Raw genomic sequence first — 12779 nt, forward strand, 5'->3', positions numbered from 1 at the left:
ACTGCCCGGCGGCGCTACGCTTGCGCGGGCCTACAAGTTTCGTAGGCCGGGTAAGCGCCAGCGCCACCCGGCACATGTCAAAGGCTTACGCCTGCACCGGCAACCTAAAACTCGAAATACTCCGCGAAAGCTGCTGCGCCTGCTCTTCCAGCGAGGCCGCTGCCGCGGCGGACTGCTGCACCAGCGCGGCGTTCTGCTGGGTTACGCCATCCATCTCGGTCACCGCCTGGCCGACCTGGCCGATCCCGCGGCTCTGCTCTTCGGAGGCGACGGAGATCTGCTCCATCAGCGTATTCACTTTATTCACCGATGAAATAATCGAGTCAATCACCTCGCCCGAGCGGCTCACCAGCTCCGCACCGTTTTTCACGCTGGAAACCGACTGGGCAATCAGGCTCTCGATATCCTTGGCCGCCACCGCGCTTTTCTGCGCCAGGGTGCGCACTTCGCTGGCCACGACCGCAAAGCCTCGGCCCTGCGTGCCGGCGCGTGCGGCTTCAACCGCCGCGTTCAGCGCCAGGATGTTGGTCTGGAAGGCGATGCTGTTGATCACGCTGGTAATGTCTTCGATGCGCTTCGAGTTCGCCGCGATGGTATTCATCGTATCGATCACTTCACGGGTCACCGCTTCACCGGTGTGGGCATTTTTCACCGCGTCCTGCACCAGTTTTCCGGCCTGATACACGTTGTCGGTATTGTTCGCCACCGTCGCGCTCAGCTCCTCCATGCTGGCCGCCGTCTGGGTTAACGCGGAGGCCTGCTGTTCGGTACGTGAAGCCAGGTCGATATTCCCGGAGGCAATCTCCTGGGCCGCGTGCGTCACGGTATGGCTCGCATCGCGCACCTGGGCGATGGTCGCCAGCAGCGCCTGACGCATCTGCTCCATTGAGCTCATGAGATGATCGATTTCGTTACTGGAACGTCCCTTGACCGGCACCGGCACGTCCAGCTTGCCCGCCGCAATCTGGCTGCAGTGCTCGCGCGCCAGGTTTACCGGCGCAAAGACAAAGCGCTTCATCAGCAGGCTGACGGCAACAATCACCACCACAAACAGGCAGGCAATAGCGGCAATAATCGCCAGACCGGAGACGAAATTGCTGCTCGCATCCTCGTTCAGGCTTTTGGCGTATTTCTGGTGGACGGAAAGGACCTGGTCGAGAACGATTTCGTACTGACGGTCAAGACGGGAGACTTCCGGGATCAGCGCGTTGAATTTGGCCACATCGTGCGCCTCGGCAGCATCGATCAGCGGCGCCAGCCCCTGGTTGCGGTAGTCTTGCCAGGCGTCCTGATAGGCAGTCACCAGCGACGCTTCATCCGTCAGACGCGGCGAAGCCATAAAGGCCGCAAAGGCGTGGTCTGCTTTGGTCAGCGCCTCTTTAACGGCGGTTAGCTTTGCAGCTCCGTCTGCCGGGTTACCCGCTTCCACCATCTTCACATACTCCATCACCCGCACGCGCAGCGTACGGCTGTGGTTGATGGGGTCAATAATGGACAGCACAACCTGGATCTCTTTGTTGACGTTATCCAGCGAATTATTACTTTTAATGATGAGGCCAACGCTGGTCACAATGCTGACAACAAAGAAGAAAAGCAGTGAGAACAGGACAATCAGGGACGACTTTTTCAACGACATAAACCAATACCTCAAGGAGAATTATTCCTTATGGTTATCGGCCATTCCAAAACTTAAATTAATTAAAGTTATTGAAGTATCGAACCGGGCTATTTCGCTGACTTATAGCGTCGCTGCAGGGTGGCATCGAGCTTGCGCTGCAACGGCTGCGGCGTCTCCCCTTCGATCAATTTGCTAATCAGATCAAAGCAGTGCCACGCCAGCTGGCGGTTATCCTGGCGAATGGTATCCACCGGGATCGTCAGCGAATCGTAGAGATAGTGATCGTCAAAACTGGCTAACCTGATATCACTTTGCAGCAGGTTGTGCTGGCCCATATAGCGCAGCACCCCTTCCAGCAGCCCGCAGGCGGCGGCGAACAGCGCTTTCGGCGGACGCCCCAGGCGTGCGCAGAGTTCAGCAAACATCTCGTAACCGGAGCTCGGGTGATAGTTGCCGTGAATGATCCACTCGGGGCGCAGTTCCACACCGGCATTACGCAGACCTTGTCTGAACCCTTCCAGACGGTCGCGCGTGGGGGATAAGCGGGGCTGCCCGCCGAGGAAGTAGAACTCATCAGGATGCTGACGCGCAATGTCGGCCACCAGTTCAGCCGTTGGGGTGATGGAATCGGTGATAACCAGCGGCAGCGCGCTGTCGTTCATATGGCGGTCAAAAAGCACCACGGGCAGCTGTTCGCTGAGCTTCAGGTAGTCCGCATCGTTAAGCATGCTGGAGGCCACTATCAGCCCGTCCACCTGACGCGCCGCCATGTTGTTCACCACCACCGTCTCCTGCCCCGGGTTTTCATCGCTGCAGGAGATCAGCAGCTGAACGCCCGCCTCGCGGCACAGCGTCTCAAGCTCGTGAGAAAACACGGCAAACCCGTAGTTAGTGATCTCCGGAACCACCAGACCAATGGTGTGGCTGCGGTTATCGCGCAGCGACCGGGCGTGAATGCTGGGCTGATAGTGGTGCTCTTTTGCAATCGCCAGCACGCGCTCGCGCGTATCTTCCGCCACGCGAAGCTCTTTGCTGCGCCCGTTCAGGACCAGGCTGGCGGTGGCTTTTGATACGCCCGCCAGCTCCGCGATGTCTTTAATGGTGACGCGTTTTGTTTTTCTCACAACGACTTAGATCCGGCTGCCAAAACCCTCATTCTATCATGCAGGCGCGCAGCGACCAGTAGCGTAATGTGATATCGGACGCACCTTCGAATCGCACCCGGGCCGGATGGTCAGGAAAATAGCGGCTGCTCATCACCCCTTCACCGTGATTGATGAAAATTTCAACGCTTGAGCGGTCGCACAGAACGCGCAAATGGCAGACGTCGCCCTGCCAGTAGCGGGTCAGCGTTTCACCGGTTTTCAGGCTCGCGCGTTCAAGACGTATACCCTGCTCATCGACCGTGAGACGCAGCGCGCCGCCAAAATCGACATTTACCTGCGATGCGCTCAGCTCAAACTCCAGGCGCGTCGCGTCCAGGTCAGGCGCCTCGCTGGCGCGCCCCTGCCAGCGCTGCTCATCTTCACGCAGCGCCGCCAGCTCGCGCGCCGGTGTCTGCCAGAGCCTGCCGTCGCGATAGCGTAGTTCGCGCGGGCAGGTCATCTGGTGCATCCAGCCGTGCGCCCGGGTTGGCTGAAGTATCTCTTCCCCGTCCGGTACGCCCATCCAGCCGATCAGAATGCGTCGACCGTCTTCCGCCAGCGTCGTTTGCGGAGCGTAAAACTCAAAGCCCGCGTCCAGCTCGTGCAGCTCCCCGTGATCGAACGCGGCGCTGGTATAGTCAAACGCCCCGCTCATCCAGGTAGCCGGATAGGTGTTGAGATAGCGGTGCGGCTCGCGCGCCAGCCCCTGCGGACAGCTTATCAAGACGTGCGTTCCGTCGAGCGCGAACAGGTCCGGACACTCCCACATATACCCCGCATCCGTCAGGCCGTTAACCCCGTGACCGGCGATTTCCCCGCAGGGCGCCCAGGCGTGCAAATCGGCTGATTTAAACAGCAGCACCTTGCCGCGCTTTTGCACATCCTGCGCGCCGAGCACCATGTACCACTCCCCGTCGTGCTGCCACACCTTCGGGTCGCGCACGTGGCCGGTGTAGCCTTCCGGCAGCGCCAGCACAGGCCCCAGCTTCTTGAAGGTTCCGTCCGGCTGTTCCACCGCCAGACACTGCCAGGCGGTGCGGCTGCCGTCATCAAACTTAACGTTGCCGGTGTAGCACAGGGTCAGTACCCCGTGGTTGTCAACGGCGCTACCGGAGTAGCAGCCGTTGCGGTCATACTCTTCATCCGGTATCAGCGCCAGCGGCTCGTGCTGCCAGTGCACCAGGTCCGCAGAGCTCCAGTGCCCCCAGCATTTAAACCGATGCTCGCAGCCCAGCGGGTTCCACTGATAGAACAGGTGGTAGCGGCCGGCAAACCAGATAAACCCGTTGGGATCGTTCATCAGCCCCGTCACCGGCGCGGGGTGCCACTGCGGATAGTGGCTATCCGCCAGCGCCCGCGGCTGACCTTTCATAACGGCCTGCAGAATCGCAGGCCAGCGGGAAGGTAACGTCATTATTCAGAGTCCGTTTTATATTTCAGCAGCAGCGAGACGGTAAACGCCACGCCGAAGGCAATCACCATGCCGATAATATAGTTGAGCAGCGAGCTGGCCTGCACGATGGCCATCCCCGGAATGGCGGTCAGCCCCACGGCGGTCATATACACATGCACGGAGACCACCCAGGCTCCACCCACCGCGCCGCCGATCAGCGCGGCGATAAACGGCTTCACGAAGCGCAGGTTGATACCAAAAATGGCCGCTTCGGTGATGCCCAGCATCGCCGAAAACGCGGACGGTAAGGTAATGGCTTTGATTTTGGCATCTTTGGTTTTGAACCACACCGCCAGACAGGCGCCGCCCTGCGCCACGTTCGCCATGGCCCAGATCGGCAGCAGGAAGTTAACGCCAATCGACGGGTTACCCAGCAGCCCGGCTTCAATCGCGTGGAAGCTGTGGTGAATACCGGTGATCACAATCACCGAGTAAAGCCCACCGAACAGCAGCCCGGCCAGCCAGCCCGCGTGTTCAATTAACGTACTCAGGATAAAGGAGATGCCGTCGCCCAGAGCGCGCCCCGCCGGGCCGATAATCAGCAAGGCGATAAAGCCGGAGATAACGACGGTGAGGAACGGCGTCAGGATCAGGTCTAAGGCGTCCGGAATCACGCGGCGCAGGTTTTTCTCCACGATGCTCATGAACCAGACGGCCAGCAGCACCGGAAATACCGTGCCCTGATAGCCAATCATCGCAATCTCAAGGCCGAAGAAGTTCATGGTGTGGAAGCCGGAGGCCACGCCCCAGGCGTTGGTCAGCGCCGGGTGGGTCAGGATGCCGCCCAGCGTCGCGCCGAGATACGGGTTACCGCCAAATTCACGCGCGGCGGTAAAACCAATCAGAATAGGCAGAATGATAAACGCCGCGGAGCTACACATATCCAGCATGATGTAGATGGCGTTATCCGCATTAACCCAGCCGTAGGTTTTCACCATGCCAAGCAGGCCCATCAGCAGGCCGGATGCCACAATTGCGGGAATGATCGGGACAAAGATGTTGGAGAGCAGACGGGCAATGCGCTGGAACGGGTTCAGCTTGCGCGCCGCCAGATCCGCGGCCTCAGATTTACTGGATTCGCCGATCCCCGCCGCCTGAATAAACGCGGCGTATACCTTGTTGACCACGCCCGTACCAAAAATCACCTGCATCTGTCCGGCGTTACGAAAACAGCCTTTTACGCCGTCGACCTTGCCGATAGCCTGCTGATCGGCAAGCGCGTCATCGACCAGCACCAGACGAAGACGCGTTGCGCAGTGCGCCGCGCTGGCGATATTTTCCTTGCCACCGAGCAGCGGAATAAGCTCGCGGGCGATTTGATTAAAATCCATAGATACCTCTGCCTGACTTCTTTTTATGATGTGCGAAACGCTCCCGACTGGCGGGAGCGTGATGGGTTAAAACCAGGTTTCCATCTGGACCCCAAAGTTCCATTCCCCGCCGGCGTTAAAGCCGCTGCTGCCAAAGGCATCATCGCTGGCGTAATGATCCAGTTTGCTGCTCCAGTCCATCCAGGTGGCAAACAGACGCAGCTCCGGACGGCTGAAGAAATCGCCAATTTTGCTCGCTTTTAACGTCGGCGCAAAGGTCAGCTTGTAGAAACTGCCGTTGACGGCGTTGCGGTCCTTATAGCCTTCCGGATTTAAGTCCATGTACTGATAGCTTCCCTCAAACGCCAGGGCGAAGTTCTGCGTCACCTCTTTAATCAGGCGGGTGTTGAGCGTCACCCACTCGTAGCTGTCGCCCTTCACGTAGCGATCTTTACTGCTCTGCGCAAGGACAGCGGGCGCAACGCTCCAGCCACCGCCGATTGGCGTGACACCGTAACTTGCGAAGCGCCAGGTATCCGCTTCAGACAGCAGCGCGCCGTCGGAGCCGATGCTTTTCACCTCCGCACCCAGCCCGTGACCATACAGCAGCGCCGTTTTGGCGGTCCCTTCCCGCAGGCCGTAGAAGCTCTCGTTATGCAACCCGACCAGCGCATGAACGCCGGTATTGGCGGCATCGGTTTTGATGAGATCGCCGTTGGTGTCTTTACGGTCGTCGTTATCCTTCGCCCGCAGGCCGCTCACCATCAGCTGGAGCGGTCCGGCGAAGTGGTTCATGCTGAGGATATAGTTCTGAACGTTATTGTCAGTCTGCTCCACGCTGCCGAAGTTGCGGCCATAGATGGAGAAGTTGCTGCGCAGCGAATCGTTCCATTTCACGTCGTAGACGCCGCCGCCGGTACCGGCCAGGAACACCACGTCGGAATCCAGCCAGTGAATGTCAAAGTTGTCGCGGTCGAAGCGTTTACCCGCCCAGAAGGTGCTGCCCTTCAGCGCGCCGGTAAAATCAGGCAGATTGCCGAGTTCCGCGAAGGCCTGACGAATATTGAGATCGCTGGTATCGGCTGACCAGTCGTTATAGGTTCTCTGACCGTCGGCCAGCATCGCCTTAAAGCGCGTGGTGGCCCCGTTATCCAGAGTTTGCTTGTGCTCCAGGTTCAGCTCAACGTAGGTGTCTGCTTCATTACCCAGACGCCCTACCGCACCGCCGGTTTCACCGGCCGGGGTCAGATACGGGCCGCTTTTGCTGCTGGAAGCTGCATCGTTCATCAGCAGGCCAGAGCGGGCGTAGCCATGGAACTCAAACCCGCTGCTTTGATCCGCCTTCTTCTCCAGCGCGGTGGTGCGCTGCGCCACCGCCTGGGCTGTCGTTTGCGTCTGCTGCTGCGCGGCAACCAGCTGCTGGGTTTTTTGTTCTGCATCGGCGGCGCGTTTCTCAGCCACCTGCGCGCGCGTTTCCGCAGCCTGGAGGCGCTGCTCCATGGTGGCAAGACGCGCTTCGATACTTGTCATATCCGTTTGGGCAAAAACAGAGGTACTTCCGGCCAGCATGCCTATCATCACGGCAAGTCTGCGTTTTTTATACATTTTGTCGCATCCCTAAAAGAAGTCATTAAACGTGCTAAATTGCTAAACCGGTTTAGGTTGCTGATACTAAACCTCTGAATTTTGGATCGGCAATCTTTTTTGCTAAACCGTTTTAGTAAGTGTGATCGAGGCGACAATTCAGGCCGCCGGAAGGCGGCCAGAGAAGGACGGAATTACAGTTCGTGCTGCCAGGGCAATGCGGTCATCGCCCCCTTGGCCGTGGTGGCTAATGCGCCGCAGCGCTGGGCTAAGGCGATGACCGGCGTCAGGTCCAGCCCGGCGGCCAGGCCGTAGAGCAGCCCGGCGACGAAGGCATCGCCCGCGCCGGTAGTATCGACACACTGAACGGGGGTTGCCGGATAGTGCTTCACGGCGCCGTCATGCCAGGCGATGACGCCCTCTTTACCCATGGTGATCAGCACCAGACGCGCCGGGCAGCGCGCCATCAGCGCATGCAGACCGACGTTTACCTCTGCATCTCCGGTTAAAAACGCCAGCTCCTCGACGGAGAGTTTCACCACGTCGGCGCTCTGCAGGGCCTGTTCCAGGCAGCGGCGCAGTTCGTTTTCATCCGGCCAGAGATCCGGGCGAATATTGGGATCGAAACTGACGCAACCGCCCGCCTCGCGAATGGCAGCCATCGCCTGAAATGTCGCAGAACGGCTCGGCTCGGCGCTTAACGCTATGGAACAAACGTGCAGCCACTCCCCGGCGCTGAACGTCGGCAGATCGGCGGTTTCCAGAAACAAATCGGCGCTCGGACGCACCATAAAGGTAAACGAGCGTTCGCCGTGCTCGTCGAGATCGACCACCACCGTTGAGGTGCGGTGCGCCGGATCAAGGCGCATCCACTTCACGTCGACCCGCTCGTCGGCTAATGTCTTAGACATAAAACGTCCGAAAGGATCGTTGCCAACTCTTCCGATAAAGGCGCTCTGGCCGCCCAGCCGGGCAATGCCCACCGCGACGTTTGCCGGTGCGCCGCCGGGACACTGCAGCAATCTGCCTTCTCCATCGGGCAGCAGATCCACCACCGCATCGCCAAGTACCCAAATTTTCTTCATGTAATCCTCTTAGCTAAACTATATTAAACCGTTTTAGCTATTTAAGCACAGGCAGGACGAAGGGGAAATAACGCGGGAGGAAAATTGGCTAACGCACCAGATGCGGCCAGTGAATATCACCGACGCCATTAATCTGCGGACGGGCAAACAGAAAGCCCTGGAAACGGCGGATACCGGCAGACTCGAGCCAGCACCACTCCTCTATCTTCTCGATCCCTTCGGCCACCAGGGTAATTTCAAGATCGGCGCAACAGCTGACGATGGAGCGCACAATCGCCTGCTTCGGGCCGCTGAGGTGGATATCGCTAACTATCTCCCGGTCGATCTTAATTTTGTCCGGCTGGAACCGGGTCAGCAGCGAAAGACCGGCATAGCCGGAACCAAAATCATCAATCGCCAGACCTACCCCCTCACCGCGAAGCTGTTTAATGGCGCTATTGAACTGGTTGAACCCGGATATCATCTCGTTTTCAGTGACTTCAACGACCACCTGCTCCGGCTGAAGACTATGTTGCTTAATCTGATCGACCAGAAATTCCACTGCGTTGGGGACATTCACCAGCGACATGGGCAGCAGATTGACCGCAATTTTATGGCTGCCAATCCCCAGTTTTTCCGCCAGCACAAATGCATACGCTTTTGTCTGGAGATCGACTTCGTAGATTTTTTCCGGGTCGAGGGTGCTGAAGAAATGCTCCGGGCTGCCGCCGTCATTGCCGCGAATAAGAGCTTCCAGAGAACTGATCTTCCCTTCCGAGGGCTCAACGATGGGCTGGAGCGCAAACTGACAGGTTTGGTTGGCCATCAGCCCCAGACGTTCGCCAAAGGGTAACGCCTCGGGTGACAGCGTCCATTTTTCAGGGACGTAGCGTGCGCCCGACACGGCCGGACGTTTGCCCATAATAAAGGTCTGAATAAACTTGAACACCCGATCGTCGGAAGTCAGATAGCTATCCAGCTTGCTGTAATGCAGGATCGACTGCAGCACCTCTTTCGGCGACTGCGTCTGCAGATCGAACAGCAGCATACCGACGTTTTCAAAGCGTCTGCGCGGGCCATAGTCCCGCATCAGTTCCACCACTCCAGTGTGCCGCTTATCTTCGCGGATTTTATGGAACAGCTTAACCACGCTCTCTTCCGACCCTTCCAGGATTTGCAGAACGTCACTCCCTTTAGCAAGGAGTACACCGGTAATATTCAGATTTGCGTTACGGCCTCTGGCGCGCTCCACTAGCTCCCGCAGCTCGGTGGAGGGCCGGGATAAATTCAACTGGCTTCGGTAAATCAGGGTCGTCAGCACAAAAAGGTATTCCGATGAATGAAAGTGCCTAAAAGCTACTGTTTAACATATTTAATCAATGCGACCTAACATATTCACGCTACAAGAAACGTTACTTTTCCCCGTCCCCGATCCGGCTATCAATCCTCTCCTGCATGTAGTCGTAGAACGGGTTCGAGGTGACCCGCATCAGCGCCTCTTTTCCGACGCTCAACACGGACGTTTCGCCCCAGAGCGCAATTGTCCCCAGGCTGATGCCGTAGCGGTTTTTCACCCCTGGCTCACGGCCATAGAGATCGTCATCCGGCGGGAACGGAACCGCAACGTGCGACAGCGAATAGACATCCTGCGGCCAGGCCTGCGCAAGCGGCACGACAGTCTCCCGGGTGCTGCCTGCCGGGGTGATTTTCGCCACCGTCGAGAAACTGTGTGCGTCCGCATTGGTAATAATCGTGACACCGTAACGCCTCTGCTCAACCGGCAGCAGCGCCGAGGTTGCCGTCCACGACGACGGTTTGAACAGCGGACGGAAGCTCGCCGCCTGGTTGATATCAAACACCACCAGCTCGCTGCCGTTTGCCGGAAGCTGGTCAAACAGGCCGGTCACCACCGCGCGGGTGCTGACCGTGGAGTCCATGACCGACTGAAACGCCAGGATCGGCGGCAAATTTGCCAGCCTTTGTTCCCGCCCCGTGCGGCCAATCTGCTCCTGCAGGGCCTTCGTCAGCAGCCACGACTGGCGGGCGGCGTTCACCGGGAACGAGTTGTATTTATACGGATTATATTCCGGAGAGATATTCAGCCAGGCCGCTTTGGCAAACGCCGGCAGCAGCGCCGGTAGCCCGGCGAAACCGGCAAACCGAGCAAAGGCCGTCACGCCGATCATCGGTGAGAGCAGTATCACCTGCTGCGGTTTACGCAGCGCAGGCGCGTCCAGCGCATCGAGGGCATATTTCATCGCCAGCGCCCCGCCGTTGGAGTAGCCCACCAGATGCAGAGGCGCAGCCTCGCCCGCCAGACGCGTGGCTTCCCGCACGGCAAGGCGCGTTGCCGCGAGCCACATCTCCCAGTCAACGTCCGTCAGCGCGCCGGGCGCGGTACCGTGCCCGGGCAGGCGCGGCACCACGGCCACAAAGCCGTGCTGCTGATAGTTCACCGCAAGGCGCCGGACGCTGTAAGGCGAGTCCGTCAAACCGTGCAGCAGCACTACCGCGCCGCGCGGCTTTCCGACAGGCATCAACACCAAGGAGCGGTTGGCATCAGGCGTAAACTGTCCCGGCCACACCAGGCTCTGGCGATAATAGCGGTTTAACGGGGTTTGTTCCTCGCCCGCTGTTTTCGCCGTCACCGCGCTATCAAGATCGGCGAAAATCGCCTTTTCCCGGGCGAGATACCCGGCAAAATCGGCGTTATTCATCTCGCGGACGGACATCTCATCGGCCCGCCAGGTGTGCCAGAGGTGCAGTTCCGGTCCCTGCTGCGAGAGATAGACCCGAACCGCCAGCAGGACGACCAGGACGATCCCCACGACCATTCCTGTTTTCTTTGCAAGCGCCATCAGGCGCACGCTGATTCGCCAGGGCAAATTCGCCATGTAGGGATCCCTTTTATGTTCTCAGTACATCTATCTTATCAAAAATGTGAACAGGCTGACTTATTCACCAAATTCATACCTGCCGGATCGGCCAGCGCACCAAAAGTGAACTACGCTGCACAAATGTTGATCATTGGTTAAACAAATATTGCATGAAGTTTACCGCGCAGCGGGTTTCATCCGCCCTGTGAATATGGCACGCGTCATGCATTGTTAACCAGGTAACACAAATTCGGCTATTGACAGCCTGTTAACAGCGAGGCGGTATGACGACGAAACCTGAGATGTTCAGCCGTATCGAAGCGACGTTCAGCCAGCTCACGCCCAGCGAAAAGCGGGTCGGAAGCTGGCTGCTGGCGCACGCCGCGCAAATCCCGTTTGAAACGGCGGAGAGCGTCGGTCAGGCGAGCGGGACCACCGGAATTACCGTCGGACGCTTCCTGCGCAAGCTGGGGTATCGCAATCTGGAAGATGCCAAAAAGAGCCTGCGCGATCCGTATCAGCCCTGGGGCATGAACGAGAGGCTGGACTCCTGGCAGCAGCAGCGCCACCTGTCCAGCCGCCTTCAGCATGCCCTGTCGCTGGAAGTAGATGCCATCACGCAGGTGTACCAGCTGGCGCAAACGGACGCCTTTCGTCAGGTGGTGCACAACCTGGCCCACGCGGACGCAGTTTTTGTGCTGGGGATCCAGTCCACGCGCGGGATTGCCAACGCCTTCTTCAGCCACCTCGAGTACCTCCGCCCGCGCGTGAGCTATTCGGAGGGCGCTTCCGGCAGCTGGGTGGAATCGCTGAACTCGGGGTTTTCGCACCCGTACGTTGTGCTGACCGATACGCGCACCTACTCCTCGATGGCCCGCCAGTACTGCCGCGTCGCCAGCGAGAAAGGCATTCCGCTGGCTTTAATCACCGATATCTGGTGCCCGTGGGCGCGGGATTACCCGATGGATTTACTGCAGGTGAAAACCGATACCGGTCATTTCTGGGATTCACTTGCTCCCGTGAGCTGTCTGTTCAACCTGCTGCTGTCGGGCGTGGTGGAAGCGCTGGGTGATGCGCTCCCGGCGCGCCTGGCGATAAACCGACAATTACAACAAGAGTTTGGTCAATTCGAACGCTAAAGGAGCGGAGCTATGCCCGAAGAGAGTGAACTGATTGATGTGGCGAAGACGTTTCCCACGCTGCATATCGATCTGAAATACGCCACCGCAGACAACATTACCGGCCGCCCGATCTATCAGGAGGCGCTGTGCCTGCTGCATACCGACGCGGCCACCGCGCTGGCAAAAGCCATCAGCATTGCCTCACTGGCCGGGCTGAAGCTCGTGGTCTACGACGCCTATCGTCCGCAGCAGGCGCAGGCACAGCTGTGGGATGCCTGCCCGAACCCGGAATATGTGGTCGACGTGGCGATTGGCTCCAACCACAGCCGCGGTACGGCCATTGACGTCACCCTGATGGATGAACATAACGCCGTGCTGGATATGGGTGCCGGTTTTGACGAAATGCACGACCGCTCGCATCCGTATCACCCCTCCGTGCCGCCGCACGCCCAGCGCAACCGTCTGCTGTTGAACGCCATCATGTTTGGCGGTGGTTTTGTGGGTATCAGCAGCGAATGGTGGCACTTCGAACTGCCGAACGCCGCCAGCTACCCGCTGCTTGACGACCGTTTTGCCTGTTTTTCCCTGACGCACACCCCTCTTTAAAC

General features: G+C 58.8%; 10 protein-coding genes. 2 read left to right on the forward strand and 8 right to left on the reverse strand.

What is annotated here, in order from left to right; translation table 11 throughout:
* Positions 1–85: 85 nt before the first annotated feature.
* The 8 genes from KGP24_RS12175 to KGP24_RS12210 form a co-directional block, all read right to left on the reverse strand.
* Complete coding sequence (locus KGP24_RS12175; protein WP_223560593.1) at positions 86–1636, reverse strand: methyl-accepting chemotaxis protein; 1551 nt, start codon at positions 1634–1636, stop codon at positions 86–88.
* An 89-nt stretch (positions 1637–1725) separates the two neighbouring features.
* Positions 1726–2742, reverse strand: coding sequence for a LacI family DNA-binding transcriptional regulator (locus KGP24_RS12180; RefSeq protein ID WP_223560594.1), 1017 nt, complete (start codon positions 2740–2742; stop codon positions 1726–1728).
* A gap of 28 nt (positions 2743–2770) precedes the next feature.
* The gene (locus tag KGP24_RS12185) at positions 2771–4177 is read right to left on the reverse strand and encodes a sucrose-6-phosphate hydrolase (protein ID WP_223560595.1); all 1407 of its coding nucleotides are present in this window, start codon (positions 4175–4177) and stop codon (positions 2771–2773) included.
* Positions 4177–5547, reverse strand: a complete 1371-nt coding sequence (locus KGP24_RS12190) for a sucrose-specific PTS transporter subunit IIBC (RefSeq protein ID WP_194399281.1) — start codon at positions 5545–5547, stop codon at positions 4177–4179. The genes KGP24_RS12185 and KGP24_RS12190 overlap by 1 nt, the downstream gene beginning before the upstream one ends.
* Before the next feature lie 66 nt (positions 5548–5613).
* Positions 5614–7131: a carbohydrate porin gene (locus tag KGP24_RS12195; RefSeq protein ID WP_223560596.1), complete on the reverse strand. Its 1518-nt coding sequence runs from the start codon at positions 7129–7131 to the stop codon at positions 5614–5616.
* Between the two features lie 173 nt (positions 7132–7304).
* A complete protein-coding gene (locus KGP24_RS12200; RefSeq protein WP_223560597.1) occupies positions 7305–8195 on the reverse strand; it encodes an aminoimidazole riboside kinase in 891 nt (296 codons plus the stop codon).
* An 88-nt stretch (positions 8196–8283) separates the two neighbouring features.
* On the reverse strand, positions 8284–9495 hold the full coding sequence (locus tag KGP24_RS12205; protein ID WP_223560598.1) for a diguanylate phosphodiesterase: 1212 nt from the start codon (positions 9493–9495) through the stop codon (positions 8284–8286).
* A 91-nt stretch (positions 9496–9586) separates the two neighbouring features.
* Positions 9587–11068: an alpha/beta hydrolase gene (locus tag KGP24_RS12210; protein ID WP_223560599.1), complete on the reverse strand. Its 1482-nt coding sequence runs from the start codon at positions 11066–11068 to the stop codon at positions 9587–9589.
* A 266-nt stretch (positions 11069–11334) separates the two neighbouring features.
* Between KGP24_RS12210 and KGP24_RS12215 the strand changes: the two genes are divergently transcribed.
* Positions 11335–12189 (forward strand): MurR/RpiR family transcriptional regulator, encoded by an 855-nt coding sequence (locus KGP24_RS12215; RefSeq protein WP_223560600.1) that lies wholly within the window; start codon positions 11335–11337, stop codon positions 12187–12189.
* A gap of 12 nt (positions 12190–12201) precedes the next feature.
* Positions 12202–12777, forward strand: a complete 576-nt coding sequence (ddpX, locus tag KGP24_RS12220) for a D-alanyl-D-alanine dipeptidase (RefSeq protein WP_219322740.1) — start codon at positions 12202–12204, stop codon at positions 12775–12777.
* Positions 12778–12779 lie beyond the last annotated feature (2 nt).

It is taken from the genome of Enterobacter sp. JBIWA008 (assembly GCF_019968765.1).
In the GTDB taxonomy this organism is placed as follows: domain Bacteria; phylum Pseudomonadota; class Gammaproteobacteria; order Enterobacterales; family Enterobacteriaceae; genus Enterobacter.